The 21,987-nt window shown below is 54.1% G+C and carries 17 protein-coding genes and 3 pseudogenes; 9 read left to right on the top strand and 11 right to left on the bottom strand.

Features of this window, described 5'->3' with window-relative positions; all coding sequences use genetic code 11:
- Positions 1-10: 10 nt before the first annotated feature.
- Both ACQZ6D_RS22990 and ACQZ6D_RS22995 read right to left on the bottom strand, forming a co-directional pair.
- The gene (locus tag ACQZ6D_RS22990) at positions 11-955 is read right to left on the bottom strand and encodes a phage baseplate protein (protein ID WP_149916271.1); all 945 of its coding nucleotides are present in this window, start codon (positions 953-955) and stop codon (positions 11-13) included.
- Positions 956-1,126: 171 nt separating this feature from the next.
- Positions 1,127-2,347: a GSCFA domain-containing protein gene (locus tag ACQZ6D_RS22995; protein ID WP_448730007.1), complete on the bottom strand. Its 1,221-nt coding sequence runs from the start codon at positions 2,345-2,347 to the stop codon at positions 1,127-1,129.
- A 93-nt stretch (positions 2,348-2,440) separates the two neighbouring features.
- Between ACQZ6D_RS22995 and ACQZ6D_RS23000 the strand changes: the two genes are divergently transcribed.
- The 4 genes and pseudogenes from ACQZ6D_RS23000 to ACQZ6D_RS23015 all read left to right on the top strand — a co-directional run bounded on the left by ACQZ6D_RS23000 (position 2,441) and on the right by ACQZ6D_RS23015 (position 4,621).
- Positions 2,441-3,109, top strand: coding sequence for a GDSL-type esterase/lipase family protein (locus ACQZ6D_RS23000; protein ID WP_149916273.1), 669 nt, complete (start codon positions 2,441-2,443; stop codon positions 3,107-3,109).
- Positions 3,110-3,146: 37 nt separating this feature from the next.
- Positions 3,147-3,292, top strand: a pseudogene (locus ACQZ6D_RS23005) (IS3-like element IS426 family transposase); the annotation flags it as partial.
- Between the two features lie 201 nt (positions 3,293-3,493).
- The gene (locus ACQZ6D_RS23010; protein ID WP_419456745.1) at positions 3,494-3,640 is read left to right on the top strand and encodes a transposase; all 147 of its coding nucleotides are present in this window, start codon (positions 3,494-3,496) and stop codon (positions 3,638-3,640) included.
- A gap of 51 nt (positions 3,641-3,691) precedes the next feature.
- Positions 3,692-4,621 carry an IS3 family transposase gene (locus ACQZ6D_RS23015; RefSeq protein WP_448736357.1) on the top strand — a complete coding sequence of 310 codons (930 nt, stop codon included), beginning with the start codon at positions 3,692-3,694 and terminating at the stop codon, positions 4,619-4,621.
- A gap of 295 nt (positions 4,622-4,916) precedes the next feature.
- On the opposite strand, the gene ACQZ6D_RS23020 is transcribed toward ACQZ6D_RS23015, so the two are convergent.
- Together ACQZ6D_RS23020 and ACQZ6D_RS23025 are read right to left on the bottom strand one after the other, a co-directional pair.
- A complete protein-coding gene (locus ACQZ6D_RS23020; RefSeq protein ID WP_149916274.1) occupies positions 4,917-6,029 on the bottom strand; it encodes a helix-turn-helix transcriptional regulator in 1,113 nt (370 codons plus the stop codon).
- A 565-nt stretch (positions 6,030-6,594) separates the two neighbouring features.
- Complete coding sequence (locus ACQZ6D_RS23025) at positions 6,595-6,819, bottom strand: hypothetical protein (RefSeq protein ID WP_448730006.1); 225 nt, start codon at positions 6,817-6,819, stop codon at positions 6,595-6,597.
- Positions 6,820-7,782: 963 nt separating this feature from the next.
- Here ACQZ6D_RS23025 and ACQZ6D_RS23030 point away from each other — a divergent pair.
- Positions 7,783-8,190, top strand: a complete 408-nt coding sequence (locus ACQZ6D_RS23030) for an Rrf2 family transcriptional regulator (RefSeq protein ID WP_448730005.1) — start codon at positions 7,783-7,785, stop codon at positions 8,188-8,190.
- 693 nt (positions 8,191-8,883) lie between these two features.
- On the opposite strand, the gene ACQZ6D_RS23035 is transcribed toward ACQZ6D_RS23030, so the two are convergent.
- The 4 genes from ACQZ6D_RS23035 to ACQZ6D_RS23050 all read right to left on the bottom strand — a co-directional run bounded on the left by ACQZ6D_RS23035 (position 8,884) and on the right by ACQZ6D_RS23050 (position 16,060).
- Positions 8,884-10,374, bottom strand: a complete 1,491-nt coding sequence (locus ACQZ6D_RS23035) for an HlyD family type I secretion periplasmic adaptor subunit (protein ID WP_149916277.1) — start codon at positions 10,372-10,374, stop codon at positions 8,884-8,886.
- Entirely contained in the window at positions 10,371-12,557 is a 2,187-nt protein-coding gene (locus ACQZ6D_RS23040) for a type I secretion system permease/ATPase (RefSeq protein ID WP_448730004.1), read from the bottom strand. Before ACQZ6D_RS23040 ends, ACQZ6D_RS23035 begins: the two co-directional genes overlap by 4 nt.
- A 139-nt stretch (positions 12,558-12,696) precedes the next feature.
- Positions 12,697-15,747: a hypothetical protein gene (locus ACQZ6D_RS23045; protein WP_448730003.1), complete on the bottom strand. Its 3,051-nt coding sequence runs from the start codon at positions 15,745-15,747 to the stop codon at positions 12,697-12,699.
- A 22-nt stretch (positions 15,748-15,769) separates the two neighbouring features.
- The gene (locus ACQZ6D_RS23050; protein ID WP_173997880.1) at positions 15,770-16,060 is read right to left on the bottom strand and encodes a hypothetical protein; all 291 of its coding nucleotides are present in this window, start codon (positions 16,058-16,060) and stop codon (positions 15,770-15,772) included.
- A gap of 1,304 nt (positions 16,061-17,364) precedes the next feature.
- Here ACQZ6D_RS23050 and ACQZ6D_RS23055 point away from each other — a divergent pair.
- Positions 17,365-17,643 (top strand): CPCC family cysteine-rich protein, encoded by a 279-nt coding sequence (locus tag ACQZ6D_RS23055; protein WP_173997882.1) that lies wholly within the window; start codon positions 17,365-17,367, stop codon positions 17,641-17,643.
- Positions 17,644-17,698: 55 nt separating this feature from the next.
- Positions 17,699-18,093, top strand: a pseudogene (locus ACQZ6D_RS23060) (IS5 family transposase); the annotation flags it as partial.
- 8 nt (positions 18,094-18,101) lie between these two features.
- On the opposite strand, the pseudogene ACQZ6D_RS23065 reads toward ACQZ6D_RS23060, so the two are convergent.
- Together ACQZ6D_RS23065 and ACQZ6D_RS23070 are read right to left on the bottom strand one after the other, a co-directional pair.
- Positions 18,102-18,368, bottom strand: a pseudogene (locus tag ACQZ6D_RS23065) (transposase); the annotation flags it as partial.
- 537 nt (positions 18,369-18,905) lie between these two features.
- Positions 18,906-19,694, bottom strand: coding sequence for a DUF4394 domain-containing protein (locus tag ACQZ6D_RS23070; RefSeq protein ID WP_448730002.1), 789 nt, complete (start codon positions 19,692-19,694; stop codon positions 18,906-18,908).
- 204 nt (positions 19,695-19,898) lie between these two features.
- Between ACQZ6D_RS23070 and ACQZ6D_RS23075 the strand changes: the two genes are divergently transcribed.
- Together ACQZ6D_RS23075 and ACQZ6D_RS23080 are read left to right on the top strand one after the other, a co-directional pair.
- Entirely contained in the window at positions 19,899-20,444 is a 546-nt protein-coding gene (locus ACQZ6D_RS23075; protein ID WP_097171342.1) for a sigma-70 family RNA polymerase sigma factor, read from the top strand.
- On the top strand, positions 20,441-21,145 hold the full coding sequence (locus tag ACQZ6D_RS23080) for an anti-sigma factor (RefSeq protein WP_174066367.1): 705 nt from the start codon (positions 20,441-20,443) through the stop codon (positions 21,143-21,145). Before ACQZ6D_RS23075 ends, ACQZ6D_RS23080 begins: the two co-directional genes overlap by 4 nt.
- A 127-nt stretch (positions 21,146-21,272) precedes the next feature.
- Here the strand turns inward: ACQZ6D_RS23080 and bdcA are convergent, their stop codons facing one another.
- Complete coding sequence (gene bdcA / locus ACQZ6D_RS23085) at positions 21,273-21,986, bottom strand: SDR family oxidoreductase (protein WP_173997888.1); 714 nt, start codon at positions 21,984-21,986, stop codon at positions 21,273-21,275.
- Position 21,987: the final 1 nt, after the last annotated feature.

Genomic DNA, 21,987 nt, shown 5'->3' on the forward strand with positions numbered 1-21,987 from the left:
CGGCCAGACATCAAAAGTCAGGCATAACATAAATCTTTCTTGTTCGCCCGGTCTCGGCTCGACCGGTTGTTAATCCTATCATCAACGAAGGTTCAGAGGCTCCCGGAATTTTGAAGATTCCGAGACCTTCCGGTTCGTAGGAGGATCTGGCCGCCAATCCCGCGCGGCCCATGTTGATTTGGGTGCTGTTGATAGGATCGCCTTCCGTCGAATAGCAGAATACGATTTTGTCTGTCTTTGCGCGTGAATCGCCACACGAAATGAAAACCCTGCTTCCCATGCAGGCTAAGCCTTGAATCGGTAGGCTACTTGGGAGAGGAACCTCCCATTCTGCGATCGCGGAAGAAGATGCGTCACGATTTTGTGATTTTAGAACGTCGTTGAGGTCGAAAAGCCTTATAGCGTTAACCGTGACGTCAGCGCTATTTTTTTTGCCCGCGGCTACAAGTTTATTTCCATCGTAGCTTACCGCGACGGTAATGGCTGACGGGACATGGTCTTCACTGAACAGTTTAAATGTTTGTACGGTTGGATTCTGTTGACTCTGGTACTTGAACCGAACTGCGGAACGACCGTGTCCAGGTGCCGCAGCCCATAAAAATCCTCCATATGCGCCTCTTTCGATCGTAAGGCCTTGGTGACCGATCTGCGAGGAAGGCGACTGAATCGATCGTGGAAACGCCATGCCCCAAGGAATGAGTTCGTATTCCGCTATTATTGTCTGTTGGGGTTTCGTGCGCGTGGAGAATTGAGCGAATACAGTTTGTGTTTTGCTATCGATTGCGAATGACTGGAAAGCAATGTCTTGCGCGTCATACTCCGGGGGGAGATTCATCGAGAAAAACGGGCGATCAGTAAGAGGGGAAGTATAGGCAAAAGCCTTCAATGCGGATGAGGCCGTGACCGCAGCCCCTCCGCCAATTAAAAACAGCCGTCTCGAAATTGCAGGTTTCATAGACTGTTCTTTCCATTTAAACGTCTAAATTGCGCAACTGCTTTGCTCGACAAGCTTTGGAAGAAGGGCGCGGTCTTCTAGTCTAAGATAAGTGGTTTGTTACATCGTTCAGATGGTCTGGATGCCCGCGTCAATTGAAAATGTATCTCATAAGGACAGCCGCCCCACTGTCTATGGGTTAACCGCTCCTTCCAATTCTTTTTGCAGAGATTGTGCTTGGATATGGTGAGGCATTCGCTGCGTCACGTGCCGTATCGCATCTAACGCCACATCGCGGCGACCCAGACCAGCATTGGCTCGGGCAAAGTAGTACTGTACCTGCACTGAGGCGCTTGGAAGCTCGATGCTTTTCGCATTTAGGTGCGCTTCGATGTCGCTGAGCATCTTTTCGAAGTTTTTCTCTCTATAGAGCTTTTGGAAATCTTCCTTAGAGGGAGGGAGGATTCCGGGCTCAAGGTATTGGGACAAGACAGCTCTCATTATACGATCAACCATTTCCTTTCGCACATGACGAAAATCAACATCCACCCACGCGTATTGAGGAGCAGCCAAGGTTACCATTTCGTAGCTTGGGAAATATGCGACATCTGGATTTTTTATGCTTAGCACTTCGACTGCTGTCCGCTGAACAGACTTCGAGTAGGCGTTTGCTTGCAAGCAGTCCTGATCACGAAAAGTGGCATGTAGAGGAACCGGAGATACCGTCATCAAGAAGCGAACACCGGGCCTGGCGTTAGCACGAAGTATTGCCAAAATTTCTTGCACGTCTGACATAATGTCCTCATAGGACAATACGTGCATCTCGAAACGATCCGGCTCGCGCCTCAAGATTTTGAGGTTTGGCATCAGGTTCAAGTATGTTCTGGTGATCTTGTCATACCAAACTTCAACAAGCCCAAGAGTTATAATAATAACGTCCGCTTCTCGAATTTTTCTGAGATTTGAAAAATATCTGTCGGTGAGGTCTGTAACGTCATCCAGCGGCTTTGCTCTCAATGCGCCTGTGCCTCCGAACGTAAGGTTAACGAATCCGCCAGGTGTTTCTTCGTAGATTGTCGTCTTCGCCTGCTCAGGGTACGCAAACGCCGTTCTAAGATCATGAAGGATGGATTTAGTCGTGTATTTGTTGGTGATGTTCTCGTCTGGTGACACGCCCTCAACGAGCGCCGACAAGACCGGGACGCCCATAGCAATCAACGCGCGCTCTGTATTTCGGGCAAAACACGAGCCTATTGTGAAGATCTTGTCGGAGGCAGTGATGCTGAAGCGAGGTGTGTGGCCTACGGACGGATAGGGAATATACCGCTCTGGATCTCTGAGTGGGTCAGGATATTTCGCAAGCTTATTGCGATTTTTGAACACAGATTTCCCTTCTACTACTTCGATAGGCATTCCGTCCTCGTCCTGTTTAGTTGTGGATTTCGCTCATCGTTTGGAGTACATCGATTTTTAGGTGGCTGCAATCGGAAAGCGGGCTGACTAGCGATGGACGACGTTGGATTGCATTCAGCTGAGCTTTTAGTGACCACGACACCTGTTCCGCCGCAGCGATTTCGTGGTTTACTGCAGCATCAGAATGCAATCTTATCTCTACCTCCTAAGGCAGATTTAGTTCTTGTTGGTGATTCTCTTATCCGTAACTGGCCTGAGTCTTTGTGGAATGGTTGGCCTGGAAATGTCGTAAATTTGGGGGCAGTGGGTGATAGGGTCCAAAATGTTCTGTGGCGCATCACACAGCCTGAAATATCGGATCTGCATCCTAGGGCCGTTATTTTGTTGGCTGGGACCAACAATTTGCGTTTGGACCGACCAAGAGCTATCGTCCTTGGTTTGGAATTGATCATTAAGACACTGACGAGTTTGTGGCCGACGGCCGAGTTGCATGCCATCGAAATACCTCCTAGAGGCCTTAGGTACAGTGAGGCAAGGTCAGAAAGAATGGAGGTTAATACTTCACTACGCTCTATGCGAGAGACTGGAGCCCTGTCTTCAACTATGAATATCGATCTTACGATCACAGACAATCGAACTTATCCCTCGCCAAATTATCAAAAGGACAATCTTCATTTTACAGCTCTAGGATATTCCAAGATTATGCCAATTGTTCGGAGAAGGTTAGAACCAACGTATCGGGCCCTTACCCCTTTGAAATAGTCCATTTTTGATTGCGTCGTTACTAGTGCCTACAGCCCTCGGTCGTAAGACGATGGAGGTCGAAATCCTCCGCGAAGCCCTTTCCAAAGCGGACTCAAAAAAACGGATATCGCGGCCGATCTTGTTGCCGAAGGACGGTTCGCGATGAAGGCCGTCGCAGACACGCTGGGCGTGTCCCGTTCTGTCAATCGGCGCTCGACTATCTCACGCCAGAGGAATACGAGCTGAAGCATTCTTGTCGCTCCAGCATTGAGAAGGCGGCATAGAAGAAAGCGAACTGTCCGCGATTTTCCTTGTCTCGCCCTGAGGGTGCACTCCAGACCTCTGAATAGCCCCGAGATTTGTAGACACCTTCTTTCCTAATTTTGAGGCAGGAAGAGCATCATGAGCAAATCGAATTTCAGCGACGAGTTTAAGCGTGACGCGGTGCGTCAGATCACGGAGCGACGCTATCCGGTTGCGGAGGTTTCGCAGCGGCTGGGGGTGAGCCAGCATTCGCTGTACGAATGGAAGAAGAAGTTTGCTGCGTAGAACTCAAAGGACAACGACGAGGCCGAGGAGATCAGGCGGCTGAAGAAGGAGCTGGCTCGCGTCACCGAGGAGCGAGACATCCTAAAAAAGCGGCCGCGTATTTCGCCAAGGATGCAAAGTGAAGTACACGTTCATTGCTTTGCATCGCTTGCAGTTTTCTGTGCGGACGATGTGCCGCCTTCTGCGGGGTTCATCCCCAGTGGATTTTACACCTGGCTGAAGAACCCGCTGAGCACGCGAGCCAGCGAGGACAAGCGACAGACCGATCTGCTCCTGAAGGCATGGGAAGAAAGCGGCAAGGTCTACGGGTATCGCAAGCTGCACGACGATCTTCTAGATCAGGGTGAGATGTGCTGCGCGAACCGGGTTGCGCGTCTGACCCGCTTTGCCGGGATCAGGGCACAGATTGGCTACAAACGCCACCCCGGCATCTGTGGTGGTAGGCCTGCCGTTGCAATCGACAACACGCTCGACCGACAATTTGATGTGGCGGCTCCAGACACGGCCTGGGTGACGGATATCACCTACATCCGAACCTGCGAAGGTTTCGCTTATCTGGCTGTCGTCATTGACCTCTATTCGCGTCGTGTAATCGGCTGGGCAATGCAGAGCCGCCAAACCACCGACGTCGTATTGCAGGCTTTGCTCATGGCTGTATGGAGGCGCAAGCCGAAGGAAAAGGTGTTGATCCACTCGGATCAGGGCGCCCAGTTCACCAGCATGGACTGGGCATCGTTCCTCGGGCACCACAATCTGGTTCATTCGATGAGCCGACGCGGAAACTGCCATGACAATGCGGTGGCCGAGAGCTTCTTCAATCTTCTAAAGCGAGAACGGATACGTCGCAGGGTTTACCGTTCACGCGATGAAGCACGCCAGGACGTGTTCGACTACATCGAAATGTTCTACAACCCGAAACGCAAACACGTCAGAAACGGAATGCTGTCGCCCGTCGAGTTTGAGAAGCAGCAGAAAATCTAACCCGAGGGTGTCTACGAAACTCGGGGCTATTCACTCTAACAGCAACCAAGCTGGCCGAATTCGATCGAACCCGCTGTCCGCGACTTAGCGAAATGCTTTACCCGATTTACTAAAATCGCTCTCCCGATTCATCAAAATCCGCAAGCTGACGCTGGAGAACGATTTTTTAGCCGGAGCGCTAATTGGTGGGCGGAAAAAATGATCGACCCCAACATAAGGTATCCGTGGTGCGCCAAGCCAAATCGAGTCACCTCTGATGCCGGCGGAAGGGGGCATCCACGTCATCAGTCCAATTTCAAGGCAACAAGACAGTGTTAGTATTGTGCAAGTTGTTTGAAGGCACGCTTTTCAACAAACTCACCAGTGAACTCTGCTGACTAGTTCCTGTTTTTGAGAAAATCGCATTTAAGTAGGCGCGCGCCGTTCCGAAAGTTATTCGTTGGTTTGCAGCCGAGTCACGCAGGGACAGACCAGACGTCAGGGCAAGTGCCAAGCGGGCCTCTGATGGAGTCAATCCAAAGAGTTTTGAGATATAGTCCGTACCTGGGAGACCTCTCGTGGTTGCAACTGGCGTGACGATCATTATTGTGCCAGATGCAGAGAATATTTGTCTCGCTTCTCGATATAATGGAATCATCTGGATAACCGCAGCATCACGATTTTCGTCTGCTGGGATAGGAATACTGACCGCTTTTCTCCTGGAAACATCTAGCGCCTGGGAAAAGGCTCTACGTAAAGAATCACTACCCTTGAGATCAAGGCGGCCTGCCGAATTTGTGGAAAAATATCGGTAACTATCGTGGAAAAGATCATTAGTAGAGACGATTTCTCGATTGCAAGCAATAAAAGCAGCCGCCACTCCGACGGTGTTAAGCATCTCTATACCGCCACGCACGCGCTCAAAATACATACGTGACGCGAATAACGCAGCCTGAGAGAAAGGCTGACTTAGTTTGTTTAGCTGGGCAATGGCCTCCGGGCCGTAACTGGGCTCACCCAGCCGGCGAGTAAACTCTAGCGTTATAATTTCACCGTTAAACAGCTCAATGAGCGTGCCCGTCTGCACACCGTAACCTCGTTCGGCGTGCCGCTTAACTCGTTGTTGGAAATCTACGATATCGGCCCAGTCCCCGGCAAACGGGTCGAGCTGCGTGAAACCTTTATTAATTATACCTTTAGCGCGGACATAGCTTGTCCATCGTTCCTGATCTTCTGGGGACTGATGCCACTCTTCATGGTCGGGACAGATCCTATAACTGGTTGTTATACCTCTTGGTGTTGGCCAATATACTCCAATACCCCCAACGCCAGAACGGGTCTGCGCTGCCAACTCATCAAGCAGTGGCACCCATAGTTCTGGAAAGAAAGCTGCCTCATACATTTTTTCAGAGAAGTAATTAGTGTCCAACTCAAACGTCCCCGTCGACGAACCAGCTCAGTCAATTTTTTGCCAAGCATTGTGGTAATGATATAATATTACCTCCATGCGCCGCTCCAAGCAATTCAATATTCTCTTTCGTTGGGTAAATATGATACTGCCAAATGATAGGGATTGATCCAAGCAGATTGCCGCAGCCTGCGAAATCATTCCGTAAATGTGTGGTGATCCCCCAGGAATTAGCGGACTTCAAAAGTAGAGTTTTGTCGGTTTTTGATTGAAGAGATCTTGATGAAGACGAGCAGAGTTAGCGAACCACAAATCTTTGCCCTTCCGCGCCACGCAGGAGGTAACATTATGGTTTCGTTGCCGAGATACGCGGGGCACGAATAGCCGTGTGCCGAAGTCCTCTTGCCTCGTTAGGACAGCAGGCCGACGTTGAGTGAGCGGCGCCCCTTTGTCGTCGAGCCCGGCTGTAAGGCCGGCTCCACTAGCCTCGTTCATTCAGGTGCTCAGGGAGGGTTCGCGCGAAATTTGGCGTGGTGACGGCGATTCTTGCAAGCAGCTCGGCCGTGGTAAACAATACACTTAGAAACTAATCGGGATGCGCCGCGTCGATAACGGCCGGGAGATGATAGAAGTCTCGAGTGTTCGCGGCAATGATCGCACCTTCGCCCGATACCGGTTCAGCCGTCGCCACATGCCTGTCTTCGCTGCTGTTGCGCATTGCTGGTTTCAAGCCCTCCCACCCGCCGACCATCGCCTCAGGGAACGCTTCATGCATATTTTGTCGTAATGCGTCGGCTTCTTCTGTCGGCATGCATTTTTGTGGCACCAAATTGCTTTGTCATCTCCGTGATAGTGTTTCAGGACCAACGGATTGGCCGCAGCGGATCGCAGGGGGCGCGCGAAAACATTGGGCAAAAGACATTTGCGTCTAGAACCACGTTTGTCATCGCATTCTCGCGGCTGTGTTTGACGCCTTCGATCTTCGAGCGCGACGTAGCACTATGGAAAGGTCGGAACCTAGATCGGCCAGCGGTGTACATCAAGCCGAGCATGCGTTTCGCCTAGCTGCTGGGTTCGCTGTAAAAACCGGGAGGTTGCGTTTCGCCCATGGTTGCATCACATCGCAATCCTTCCTCAGGAAAATCGGAAAAGTCGTCTAGCGCAGTACTCCCTTTAAGGAGGGCCATCATTGCGCGCTTCGCGAATAAGATCTCGATCAATGCGAAGGGCTCCGTCTTGACCTATGTTGCTCGACGAGATCGCGCGACGCATGGCGAGCTAATTGCAAGCTTCACCGTAGGCTTACGACATCGCACCGAAGCATTGTTTTCCGAACATGGGCAGAGCGATTTGCGGTCGCCGTTTTCACGACATTGAGAGGACACAGGATCTTGGGGGGCAGGAATATGCATCGGGAAACGCTGATCAAATGGTTCAGTTTGAAGGGTTGAGATCAACCTCATGCGGTCGGCTTGGTGGCAACAACAGGCACACTCACACCGCAGCGCCCTGGAACGGCGGAAATCGCTTTTTAGTCTCACTATCAAATGCCTCTATTACGCAGCTTGCGGACTGCTATCGTTCAGGTCGCCCTGAGTTCTCTCTCAATGTGCAAAGTGAATTTTAAACAGGCGGTCGCTCGACGACTGAACTAAGCGTGACAGAAGAATGCAGCCCAAAAGTCTCACGCAGTGCTCATAGAAGCGTTTGGCGTCACTTCACGGAAACCCGAGACACAAAATTCGTGTCATTTATGTAACTATGATGCTGAAATATGTATATCACTTCCAAATCTGAAACGGCCATTCGCTTATTATTATTCCATGCGGGGAGGGGCCGGCCTCTCGAGCCTATATCAACCAAAGAAGCGGCTGCGGCGCTGGGTACTTCTGCTGATTATCTGAGGTATGTATCGAGAATCCTCAGCTATCGCGGCTATTTAATTGCAATTAAAGGTAGAGGCTTTTATCTCGGTCGAAATCCGGCGGAAATACCCATAGCCCGCGTCCTCAAAATTACTCAGCGCCGAACTATAGAATACGGTCTGGTAATCCAGGATATGCCTAAAAGCATATTTTCTCAGTTTCTGGAGGAGAAGATGGGTACCGGCACGATGTACTTCAGCTATGCACTTTCCGATTTAGTCTCAGATTGGATCGCCCCGCTTTCACCCGACAGATGAGCTATTGCTACAACCCCCAAATAACGTTCGCGGAGAAAAATCTTCAGCGTGGAGTATTGGGGTTTGAACAGCATCGTGGTCGGCGGGGCACGGGACGTATTGTTGTATGGCGTCTAACAAGCTTCATTCTCTGGATGTGCGCGGCTGACAGCGTACGCCGCCACTCCGATGGGTCGCGATGCCATTGTGCCCGCCATTTTCTCTGCGGATGCCGCGTTGGAGGCCGCATTTCGCCGGGCACGATGCCCGCTCGGCCTTTATTAAACTGCACCGCGATGATTTTTCTTCATCGGCCATGTCGGGTGCTCCTCGTTTGTTCCAGAAAAGTTCTCATTTCAGGGAGGAGTCAATAAGTGAACGGCCCCCAATTCGGGAATTCTCGATACACCAAGAGCGGAATTCGACCCGGCGCACGGGCCTCGGCGCAGCGGCCCTTCAGGGGAGGGGGGGGGCGAAAGGCCCCGATCGCGCGTCCCGCGTAATAAAGGCCGTTCATGGGCGGCCGTCATTGTACTCGGTCGGTGGGATTTCGAGGGGTGGGACTTGCAAGTGGAACACCTAGAGCCTGTCTGCCCAAATTTACCTCAGGGTATCAGTCATCGCCATGAACGGTCTCGATTTAAGTAGGTCGGGGCAGGGTTCTAGCCGGTCGGGTGTTGCATCGAGCGGCAGGCTCTTATGTTTGACGCGGTACTACCGTTCGGTCATCGCTTCCGAAGTGACCTGCGCGAGCGGTGAGAACAGATATTCGAGAATACGGCGTTGCCCGGTCTTGATTTCGACGGTAACCGCCATGCCGGGAGCAACGGGCATTGGCTTACCTTCCACCAGCAGTGTTGTGGTGTCGAAGCCAATAGTGACAGGAAACACAAGATTCTGCACGCGGGGCACATTGCCGGTAGGAATTGTTGCGCTGGCGTTGTGGCTAATTGTCGATTCCATCTGTTGGGCATCGGGTTCGGGCACGGCGTCCGTGGAAACACGCGTCACCCGGCCTTCAAGGATTCCAAAGCGCGTGAACGGATAAGCTTCCACCTTGATGATGGCTGGCTGTTCTTCGGCCACAAACCCGATATCCCTGTTTGGCAGGAAGGCTTCGATTTCCAGCGCCGCGTCGGCAGGCACTATGCGCATTAGCTCGGTGTTGGGGGCAATGACCTGTCCGACAGTCGTAATCGATGAGAGTTGAACGGCGCCATCGATTGGTGACAGGATGGTCAGCAGTTCACGCCGTTTTCTGATTTTTACGAGATCCTGTTCAAGCTCGTCGACGCGATGTTCTGCCTCAAGTTTTCGCGTGGAGTGGTCCGCAGCAACCGTGTCCAGCAGCTTGAGAACCTCTGTCGATGCGACAGCCAGCGCTGCGTGCGCGGTCCTGAGCTGAGCCTGCCTGTCGACCAATGCCGAGACCGCCTCGAGATGTTCCTGGACAGCGTCAATCACCTGAGCTTTAGAACCTGACTCCGACTGCACAAGCTTCGAGCGCATGGCGACACGCTGGCCGAGTGTTTCCGCCAGCGTTGCCTGTGCTTTGGTGGTTTCTTTCAACCCATCAATTTCCGCCTCCCGTTGGCTCTCCTGCGCACTGAGGCTGTCGAGCGCTGTGATAATTGCGCGCAACTCAGCTTCGAAGACGGCCTGCTCCCGTGCACGCAGCGGGCTTGGGATATCCTCCGGAAAGAAGAGGTTCGGCACAACCGGCGCGTTTGTTCGATGTGCCGGCCATTCTGCTTTTCGTTTGCTGAGCAAGGTCAACAACGTTGCCCTTCGAACGCTCTCCGCCTTCAACGCATTCAGCGTGCCGATCTTCCCGGTCTCCTCCGCTTTCAGCTCAGTGTCATCCAGTGCGACAACGATATCGCCAGCTTTCACGATTGTACCGTTTTTGACCGGGACGGTTTTCGTCTTGCCGCTTTCAAGGGACTGAATAATTTTGACCCGATCCACCGGCTGGATTTTACCCTGCGCTGTAGCGACAATATCGAACTTGCCGAACCAGCCCCATATTAAAGTCAGAACGGCAAGCAGGCATATGAACCATAAAACGGCAACGCGGACCGGCGACGCTGGCGTTTCAAGGATTTCCAGCGCTGCCGGCAGAAACTCCATGTCCGCCCTGTGACGGGAGCAAGTTTGAGGTTGCCTCTGCAGACCGTTGCGGAGCAGTGGAATTTTCGTGGTCATGCCCCATTGCTCCCGCTTTGCAGTTGCCAAAGGTGGACATAGAGGCCGTGCTGACGGGCAAGCAACTCGTCATGTGAACCTTGCTCCACGATGAGCCCGTCCTTCATGCCAATAATGCGGTTGCAGTATCGAACCGTCGCCAATCGGTGTGCGATGATGATAACGGTACGGCCTCTGACGATCTCACGCATATTGTTGAGGATGATGCGTTCACTCTCATAATCGAGCGCACTCGTTGCTTCATCGAGGATAAGGATGGGAGGATTGGTCGCCAGAGCACGGGCAAGGGCCAGGCGCTGCCGCTGACCACCGGACAGATTGGCGCCACGCTCTTCAATCATCGTATCGTACCCGCGCGGAAGCTTGCCGATAAACTCGTCTGCTCCCGACATACGCGCCATCCTGATCACCGCCTCTCGCGACATTGTCGGATTGCTGAATGCAATGTTCTCGTGAACGGTGCGGTTGAACAGCATGTTCTCCTGCAACACGACGCCGATATGGCTACGCAACCAAGCCGGATCGGCCTGTGCAATATCCTGCCCATCGAGGAAGACCTGACCGCTGTCAGGGAGATAAAAACGCTGGATCAATTTGGTGAGGGTCGATTTGCCGGAGCCTGAAGGTCCCACAATGCCAATGACTTCACCGGGCCTCACAGAGAGATTTATATCGTTGAGAATGTTTGGAGAATCTGGACGGTAACGGAAGTTAACACCCTTGAATGCGAGCGCCCCACGGGGAACCGGTTGATTGACGGTCGTGGACGGTCGCGGCTCCTGCGGGGCGTTGAGAATATCGGCAAGTCTCAAGACGGAGACCTGCACTTGCTGAAAGTCCTGCCAGAGTTGGGAAAGACGAAGGATCGGCTGCGACACCTGACCCGCGATCATGTTGAATGCAACTAGTGCACCAACAGTCAGTTCCCCGTTGATCACCGCCTGAGCACCAAACAGGAGCAGGGCCGCACTGGTGACCTTGCTGACATACTGGATCGCGTTTTGCCCCTTGGCGGCCAGCATTGTTGCAGCGAACGACGAGCGGACATAGGCCGCCAGTCTTTCCTCCCATTGAGCCGCGACGACCGGCTCGACTGCGGAGGCCTTGAGGGTCTGAATGCCGACAACCGTTTCAACGAGCAACTGCTGGCTATAGGCGCCACGGTCAAATTTCTCGTCGATCTTCTCTTTCAGAAACGGACGGATGAGAACACCGATTGCGAGATAGAACGGAATCGACGCAACAACGATCCAGGCCAGCTTGGATGAATAGCAAAACAGCACAAAGATGAAGACAACGGTAAAAATCAGGTCGAGGCCCGAGAATAATCCTTGCCCTGTCAAAAAGTTGCGGATCGTCTCCAGCTCGCGGATACGCGCGACCGTTTGCCCAGCAGCCCGGGTTTCAAAATAAGTGAGTGGCAGACGCATCATATGCCGGAACAGCCGCTGGCCGAGTTCGACATCTATCCGGTTCGTCGTATGCGACAGTGCGTATGTTCGCAGATATTGCAGCACCACGTCGAACAGTCCGATGGCGGCAAGACCGATGACCAGCACAATCAGGGTCGAGTAACTTCGATGCGCAAGAACCTTGTCGACCACCACCTGAAAGAAGAGAGGCGTTACGAGCGCAAACAGCTGGACAAAGAGCGAGGCGAAAAGCACATGCCCGAATGCCTTGCGGTACCGGAACAGTGACGGCAGAAACCAGCGGAAACCGAATGTGTCCGAAGTCGCGCCGGGTCCCGCAAATCGACGTTGCACAAGCAAAAAATTGCCATCGGCACTTTGCAGTAACTCATCGGTGGAAACATCGCGCGCACTTAATACCTCCGGGGCGATAACGCGGCAAAAGCCATCTTTCGTTACGCTGCCCAAAATCGCAAAATTGCCGGAGGAAAGACAAATGATGGCCGGCAGGGGAAGCTGGATCAAGCGCCTGGAGTTGCGTATATGGACGGTACGCGATTTCAAGCCAATGTATTTCGCTGCTCGACGCAGGTCTTCCACTGTCGCCGGGCCCTGAAGTGCGAGCTCCCTTGCAAGCCTGCCGGGCTGCGCCGCAATGCGATAATGGGCTGCGACAATACTGATGGCCGACAAACCGGCATCATCTGTCTCGTTCACAACTTGCGTGGCGTCTCCATCTCCGGCTACGTCAGCGGTCAGTATGGTATCCATTTTTTTTTACCGGATTTTACGCGCGGGCGCAAACAAGCAGGAGCAGTTCTGAGCACCTTCGTCACTGTGAACGGACATGTGGCCATGGCGACAGGATGGACCCGACATGGTCCACCCTTCACGCATTTTTGCAGTATGCCTATCCTAACGCTGACGGCTGGAAGGCGAGGGTCACATCGCCGACGAGCATCGAGGCTCCATCCACTTTCTGTGCTGTGCTGGTACCGGTGATTGCCGATCCATCCGTGAAAGCTCTCGCACCTTCGGGAGAAGGCAAAAGGTTGATGAACTTTATTCCGACCTCGTCCAGCGTGCGAAGCTCGCCGTCGTCAGTAACACCATTCTGGTTATGGTCCTGCCAGACCCGGAATTCGCTCCAGCGCGCGTCCCTTGCGTCCAGAACATTGTCTCCGTCGGTGTCGAAGGCATAACGCAGGCCTTCCAGATCAGTGACAGGGCGCCCCGTGTCGTCAATGCCCTGCGCCTTCAGTTCAGCCTGACGTTCGTCTTCGGTTTTCCAGAGCGCGAAAGCAATCTCGTGGGGCTGGTCGATCTTGCCATCAGGTCCAGCCTTACCATCGGCAGCCAGATCAATGATAAGAAGACCATCTTTCGGAGCAACCCACGCAGTCTGATCTGCAACACCGTCCCCATCCCAGTCGAACACGGGAGGTGCTTTTACGGGCTGCACATTCCCGTCGAGCGGCTTATCTGAGCGCGAGGCGGCGATAGTCGTGCCATCGTCAATTGGGTGGATATCCAAAACCCCATCGCCATTCAGATCAAGGGCAACAGGAGCACCAATCCAAGGCCCTCGCGGAGGCAGCGAAGGTCGGGGTGTTGGCGTCGGTACGCCCGGAGCCGGACGTGTACCACTGCCCGAGCCTGGGATCCTGGTCGCGTCCATCTGCCGTCTCAACCTATCTGCTTCCGCATCCCTGCGTGCCTGCTCGGCCGCAGCCTGGCGCCTGCGCTCTTCATCCTCGCGCTGCCTTTGCTCCTGCATCTTTCGCCGGCGTTCCTGATCCTCCCGCTGAACCTGGTCGCGCCGTTTGCTCTCCTCTATCAGACGCCGGTTCTGCTCCTCCATTGCCCGTTGCGCGTCAGCCGCTTCCTGAATCTTTCTCAGACGTTCTGCTTCTACCTTCGCTGCAGCTTTCTTCTGGGCTTCTGCCTTTGCAGCAGCCTTCTTCTCGGCATTTGCCTTCGAAGTGGCCTTTTTCTGGGCCTCTGCCTTCTCAGCTTCTTCTTTTGCGGCAGCCTGCTCTTTCGCCGCATCGTCCGCCTGTGGATCCGAACCAATTGTTGAGCTGGGCGGCATATCCTTGAATGCCCCCTGCCTCCTCATCTGCTCGAAAGCGGCGTCTTCCAATTCGCGTTGCAGTTTTTCGCGCTCCGCGTCCCGCTGCTTTTCGGCTTCGGCCGCTCTTCGTTCCGCCGCCTGCTTCGTCGCTTTCTCTTCACCAGCTTCGTGCTTGGTTTCGGCATTCGCAGCAGCACGCTTCTCGGCTTCTCCCTTTGCGGCAGCCTTCTTCTCAGCTTCTGCCTTTTCGGCAGCGTGCGTTTCGGCGTTTATCTTGGCAGGATCCTTCTTCTCGGCGTCTGCCGCCGCCGCTGCCTGCTTTTTTTGACGTTCAATCTTAGAATCGAACGTCACGTTTCCAGAGGCGTCATAGCGCTGTTCACGCACGACTTTGCCCTGCGGATTGAAGGTCTTCGTGGACCGACTCTTATCGACACCAACTGTCGTAGATGACGTGACCTGGCCCGTGTCGGAGTCGTATTTGTTTTGTATGCTCGAACCATCGGCACTGAATCGGACAGCGCTTTTTCTCTTGCCGTGACGGTCATATGAAATAGATGAAATCGGCTTGCCTGTTTTGTTTTCATTTTTTATTTCAGTTTTGCCGGTAGCGCTGTTGATGATTGTCGTAGCGTATTTTTTGTTCTTGATCACTGTGACGCTTGCACCGGCTTCACCTTGCGGTTCAATCGCCTGGTTCGCGCGAACGTTTTTTATGACGCTCTCAACGATGGCTTCTACCGAAGCATCGGGTTGTTCGAGGCGCCGTTTTTTATATTCCGCATTCAGTTCCTGCATCAGCTTGTCGGCAATGGCCTTCGGCATTCCATTGGCAATGAGGCCGCGATAATACTTGCCGGAAGGCCGCAATAGCGGCGTGTCGACACCGGTTTCCGGAGCGCCTGCTTGCAGAATAGAAATTGCTTGACCGGCTGCTTTCCAGAGTGCGTCGACGGCCGCGTCACCCACCGCGACTCCTGCCAGTCCGCCACCAAGGGCACCGATGATGGAGCCCGCAATAGCGACAGGCCCAGCCGGAGCGCCTATGGCTCCTCCCAATGCCGCTCCTGCTGCCGCTCCTTTCGTACCGACATAGATTCGTCCCATAAGCCGTGCCATGATGTTTCCGGCTTCTGCAGTATCACCTTTACTCGCCGCATCCGCGGCTTCCGCAGTACTGGTGCCGACATCGTAGACGAGACCGGCTACAGCAACCACTTTGAGCCCTTTGAATAGGGTCGGCATATAGGAGCCCGACACAGTAGCTTTTCCGCTCAAAACGTCGGTGAGTTGCTCGCCAGTCAGGAAAGTGTCTAGTTTGACACTATAGCTTCCTATGCCGTTCACATTTTGTTTCCACGGAGCAGCCTTGCTGCGATATCCGTCGCGAAATTTTGCGAACTCCTCAGGTGTGATTGACCCGGTGCACCCTGCGTTGTTGAGCATGTCGGCCGAGGTCAGACCGATACCGGGGCGCAGTCCAAACTTTTTCAATTCCTGGGCATTGTTAAAATAGCCATCATCAGAAAACACACGTGGCTTGCCGCCAGCTTTCTGCTCTTTACTAATGCTCTCAGCAATCGAGCGGTCGCCTGCATTCTTGACATTGTAGCCATCGGTAGGACGGCCGGCTTTCTTTGCGGAGTCGAATTCCTGGAGTTTCGTGAATTCTTGTGTTTTTTCGACCCTGACCTTCTGTTCAGCCAGCCATTTTGTTAGGACTTTACCGACCGGCCCACGATTTACCTCATCAGCGACAACATCTGTAACAGCAAGTTGGTAGCCGTTAGCTTTCGCATAAGCCGCATAGCTATCCAACAGTGTGATGGACCCTGCTTCGTAACCGTATTTCAAAGAGTTCGCATCGAGAAAAAGCAAATCTGACATGATTTAACCCAGATAAAATATCTTAATCCAAACCTAAGGAGGCTCGCCGGAAGTCTCGTATCTGCCAAGTCAGATTGCTAATTTCCTGAGGACCACACTCCGGGTGAAGATTGGAAAGCGCGCCGAACTGCATATGGATGGCCTCTGTTCCCGTCAGGTCACCAGTGGTGCGCTCGAGTTCCTCGAGTTCTGCCCATATTTGTGGCTCTTCGCGTTTCAGAAATTCTACCGCTGCCATCACCTCTTCATCGGTCCAAAGCCTAACAAATCCCCAAGGGAGGGGCTTTTCCCCAGAATCAGCTTTGTCACTCATCTTTGCTTCCTTTGTTTCGAGACTCTTACTGGTTTCAGAACTTACAGCGACGGCATCATCCGTTGGCACTATAGCGGTATAAGCAGGCAGCTAACCACAGTCGACTAGATGTCAAATCCCCTGACCAGACGTGGAAACCTCTGGCAAAGAGAACTTTTGTCTCAACACGCGTCCGGGAATGGTCCTCTGCAAGGCCTCCCCAAGCGGGACAGGAGATGCGCGCCGGACAGCCTCCATCGCCGATTGCACTAAGGCTTCGCGAGCGGGACTGTCGTCGTGCGGCCTGATCCAGTCCACCACAATTTTGCCCTTTAGCTGACCGTCGCGTAGCAACATAAACCGCAATGCAACGCCCATCTCCGCACTTTCTGGTGGCGGCGTCCAGCAGCCGTAAATTGCGGCGAACATCTCATCGAGAGTTTGCACTGGCGTCGGGTCTCCACATTCCCGCTGGGCTCGGACTGAAAGTGCGCCCGCTGTCGCAAAATTCGTCCACAACATCAATGACGCCAGAACGACCACCGTTAACATCGACAATGTAGGCTGCCTGCCTCTTCTCATTAACTCTGCGCTCCAGTTTTTATGCCGAATGGTGTGCTTGCCATTCGGCGTAATATTCCATTTTGTCGTTCAGGACCGCGGGCCGTCTTCGTCAGTAGTGATACGTTATAACGTAAAGCCCCACCTGAACTACTGATAGAAAAACGACGTCTCGAAAACTACTATCAAATGACGGCAATCAATTTGCTTATGGCAGTCGCCAGCGGTCCACGCGAAGTTGTGACTTCGTTAAAAATCAAGTGAGCGCGGTCAGGCTGCCAAGAGTCGTTTAGCTCAACACGCGCGCCAGATCTAAATGTCACGGCCCGTCTCAGGGACGGGTGACGGCTTTGCTTGCTGTCGCCGGCAAATGGGGTTGAAACGTCGAAAATCGCAATCAGCAGAAGATACGCGTTCACGTCGGTATCTTGAGAAAGTGGCGGCGCAATCCTCGCGCCGTCGTCGCAGTGACGATTGTTTGGCGGTCAGCGTCGAGGTCTATGCTTGCGTCGAGTACACGTCAGCATTGATTAGGCGTACAAACCTAGATTGGTTGAATGTTACTCAAACAGATCGTAAATGACCCCCCAAATATTGGGGATTAAATTGGATTACGATTGGCACAAAAAGGCGTTTATTTTCCTGACGCTAGTAATTGTGGGTCTTATATTAGTCTCTGCTATAGGATGGGGGCTATATTTTTACTTTCGTTCCAGGACCTAGCTCCTGTTGACGAAGTCTGTGACTGAGGTGAACCTCTCACCATGCAATTTCGCAACATCATTGAGCCACACGTTGAGGGGCAAGCATACCGGTGCCCGAGCTGCCATTTCGCGGCTCTTTCAGAGCGAGGCGGTTACGAGATTTGCCCTGTGTGTTTTTGGGAAGATGATGGGCAAGACGATCATGATGCTGACTTAGTCCGAGGTGGTCCGAACGGCCCGCTCTTGCTGTTCCATGCGCGACTGAATCTCGCAGAGTCGGGCGCTTGCAACTTCCGCCAACGCAAAAATGTACGTCCGCCCACCGAGGCTGAACGCTAGCGATTCCCAAATGAGCTGATCTCTGGTTCAAAGCTGCTCTTTGCGAGGAGCGGTGATGGCCCGCGGCGATTTGAACGATGAAGAATGGTACGTGATGGAGTGTCTTCTTCCGCCGGAACGCTGACGCAAGTCGCGGCCAGCCTACGATAATCGGCGATACCTAAACGGCATGCCGCATGTTCTGCGGGTAGGCCGCACCTGGCGCGATATGCATGAGCGCTACGGAAAGTGGAATTCCGTCTATGTGCGCTTTCGCCGTGGGGCCGAACAAGGAGTTTGGGACGCCCTCCTTGAGACCCTCATTGAACTGGGGCTGACGGATGACTGGCAGAACATGATCGACAGCACCACGGTTCGCGGCCACTCGCAGGCTGCGGGCGAAAAAGGGAGACTTGTCAGGAGGCTTTTGGTCGATCACGCGGCGGATCTATAACGAAAATCCACGCCCGCTTCATTGTCGGGGCATCGGTCAGGTGATCGAAGACACGTTCCCATACGCCAGCATTTGCCCATCGCGTGAAGCGCTTGTGGGCGGTCTTGCATTTGCCGTAGCGCTCAGGCAGATCGTACCAATGTGCGCCCGAGCGCAGGACCCAGAGCACACCGTTGATAAAATTGAGATTGTCTGCCCCGGAACGGCCGGGATCGGTGGCCTTGCCGGGCAACAGGTCGCAGATCATGCGCCATTGCTCAGCTGTCAGCTCGTAGCGCTTAGACTTCACCATGATAGATCTCCAGACAGAAAAATCTGGAAGTCTGTGAAACGCAGATCAAAACCGAATTGAATCCTGAATGTCGATTGGTCCTAGACATGGCGCTGCGCGATGCGGACCGAAAGGGTAGCCGGTTCTAAGCGGTATTAAGCGTTCGTAGGTAGTCCAGGTCCATTAGCGTTTCTCACTGATATAGAGGAAACGATCTACCGGGCCGCCGCTGCCTGCGAGCCGCTTCTGATAGACTTCTTTTCTGTCGTGAACTCTTTGCGCGACCTTTTGGGAAGGTATGTTTTCGGGACTGGTAATGCTCACCACTCGCGACAAACCCAATGTGCTGAATGCATAACTTTATCCGAAAAATCACTCGTACCTTACACGCCAACGAAATGCTAATAGGCACTCTGCGGGTAAGATACAACGGGTACATCACATGTCAGCATTTTCGCACATGCAATCTGAGCCAGAACCCGTGCAATAAACCAGCCGGCCCGCATAACCGGACCAGCCTTTCTCGGATAGCGCAAACGCGCAGCCTACGACACTAAATCACATCACAGGAAGAATAGTGATATCGCGCAAGCCGTTGTCTGCACTTGTGATCCCGCCGATTTCGGTTGCCGCACCGGTTTCGAGGTTGACGGTGTATAGCGTGTTGCCGGCGGCCAGGTATGCGGTGTTCTTGCCGCCTTCCTCGCCGTGGATATCGAATGCGTAGGTTGCCGGCGTTTCCTTGAGGCCGAGCTTGCCGATTGCCTTCAGTGTGCCGTCATTCGGCTTCGTCTGCTGAACCAGAGCGCCGATGGTCGCGTCGATATTGTACATCGCCGTCTTCTCCGGCTTGCCGATCGAGTTGGTATAGGCGGCGGCAACGATGTTTGGCGTTTCTCCCTCGTGCATGTCGCCATCTTCAAAAGCCAGTGTTCCATCAACCGTCACAGCACCAGTATCGGGATGCACGCGGTGATTGGTCGTGCCGGTCATGAAACGCAGACGATCCGCTGCCGGGTTGAAATCGACCACCGCCGGCGCTTCGGTCATGGTCAGCATTTTGTCCATCTTGGCCACATCGGATGCCGCGCCGGTCTCGAGGTTGATGGAGACGATGCGATGGTCCGGCGTCACACCGATGACGGTCTTGGTGCCGGGGCGAAAATCAATGCCAACGAGCTTGTCGACGCCGGTGACATCCATTGTCTTTGTGACGGCTGGTTTTTCAGTGTCGAACATGACGAGCGTCTTGTCGCCGGTCAGCCCGAGGACCGGTGCTGAGACCGCGATGCTTGTCGATGCTGCGAAAGCGGCGGAGGCGATCAGAGTGGAGCGGATGATATTCATGGTGTTTCTCCCGTGCGTTGAACCGTTCGGAAGGCGTCCAGCCTTTGGTTTTCGACGCTTCCACAATTCAAGACACCGGGCGTTGTGCATTTGGATGCAGACAGCGAAAAAATATTTGCGAGATGCATCCATATGCCGTCGCGATGGGTATTATGCCGAAGCCGACCGTGCTGGCGATCAGATGTTGAAAGGTTTCGAATGCAGATGGGCTCCGTGCCGGACGATCTACACAGGGCGCTCACTGCCTGTGCAAAGGGGGACAAAAACGCATTGCGTGCGATTTTCGATCGCGAGGCAGGCCGGCTGATTGCGGTGGCAGAGCGCATCGTCAAGCGCAGGGATCTGGCGGAAGAGGTGGTGCAGGAGAGCTTTGTGCGCATCTGGACCCATGCGCACCAGTATCGGGCAGACCAGGGGTCGGCGCGCGGCTGGATTTACGCGATCGTCAGAAACCGGGCGCTTAATCTTCTGCGAGACAGCAGGCGTGAACTCCCCGTGGAGGATGTTGAAACGCTCCGCGATGGCGCGCAGGCAGATGAAGTGATGGCCGCATGGCAGAAGCTCGATCGGAATTCCCGCCTTTATGAATGTCTCGGCGGTCTTGAGGAGACAAAGAGACAGGGCATCCTGATGGCCTACGTGGCCGGATATTCCCACGGCGAAATCGCTGGCCGGTTGCGCATTCCGCTTGGAACGACGAAATCCTGGATCAGGCGCGGCCTTTCGGCGCTTCGGGAGTGCATGGCATGATGATGGAGCGCAAAGATATTCCCGCCATCGCTGATGACTATGTATTGGGTTTGCTGGAGGCCTCCGAAGCCACGGCTGTTGAGGCGGCAATGGAATCGGACGGCGAATTGCGGGCGGCAGTCGCGGCCAGCCGTGAGCGTTTTCTGCCGCTCGATACCGCCGTCGAGCCGGCAGCCATCAAGGGCGAATTGTGGAGCAACATCGAATCCCGCCTGCCGCTTCAGTCGAAATCCGCATCCCTCAAGCCCACCCACACGGCAAACGACAACAGCACAAACCGCTGGCGCGCCGTTGCCGTGTCCGCCATTGCCGCAACCGTTGTGCTCGCCGCCGGCCTTACGTTTAGCCTGACACGGACAACGGAGCCGCTGGTGATCGCAGTCCTCGTCAACGAGACGGGTGAGGTTCAGGCCGTTGTTGAGGATTTCGGCAACGAAAGAGCAACCGTGCGGATGCTGGCCGATTTTGCAGTGCCTGGAGACAAGACGATCCAGGTATGGACATTGCCGTCCAAGGATGTTGGCCCGGTCTCGCTCGGCCTGATCGATGGCGTTCGTTCAGCGCGTCTCGATGGACCGGCTCTGCCGACCCCCAGAAGCGACCAGCTCTACGAAATCACGCTTGAACAGGCAGGCGGATCACCAACAGGAAGGCCAACCGGCCCAATCTTGGCGAAGGGCTTCGCGCGAATGCCGCGATAGATCACCCAAAGGCAAAACCGATAAGATCGCGGCGAAATTTCCTTCGCCGAATTCTATTCGCCGGTTTCGGGAGCAACAGCATCGTGATGTCCCGAAACCGGCCGCAAACCATCAGGCAATCTGCTTATCAGGCGCCAAATGCGCCATCGATCGTGTGCATCGCGCCCGTCACAAAACCGGCTTCAGGCCCGGAAAGCCAGGCCACCATGCCTGCCACTTCCTCCGGCCGTCCATGGCGCTTGAGTGCCATGAAGCTGTGCATCAGGTCCTTCATCGGCCCGTTTTCCGGGTTCGCGTCGGTATCGATCGGGCCGGGCTGCACAACGTTGATGGTAATGCCGCGTGGCCCGAAATCGCGTGCCAAACCGCGCGCCAGCCCCTGCAAGGCCGATTTGGAAACGGCGTAAGAGGCCATGCCCGGCACCGGCATCCGGTCTCCATTGACTGAGCCGATAACGATGATCCTGCCACCGTCAGGCATTTGCCGCGCCGCCTCCACAGAGGCGTGATAGGGCGTCTGGATGTTGATCTGAAACAGGCGGTCGATGGCATCAGGGTCCTGCTCGAGAGCATCGCCAAAAATGGCGATCCCGGAGTTCACGATCAATATGTCCAGAGGACCACTGTCACGCACAACGCGGATGACTTCGTCGCGGTCAGCGCTATCCGCCCGTATGGCCGTGCTGCCCGTCGCCTTCGCCAGCTCTTCAGCCGCACCTTGGGATGCGCCATAGGTGAACGTTACCTTTGCACCTTCGTCTGCAAACCGCCGCACGATGGCTGCGCCTATGCCTCGGCTGCCGCCAAGAACCAGAACGGATTTTCCTTCAAACACGAGCATT

This window comes from Agrobacterium sp. 22-3639C2 (genome assembly GCF_053522105.1).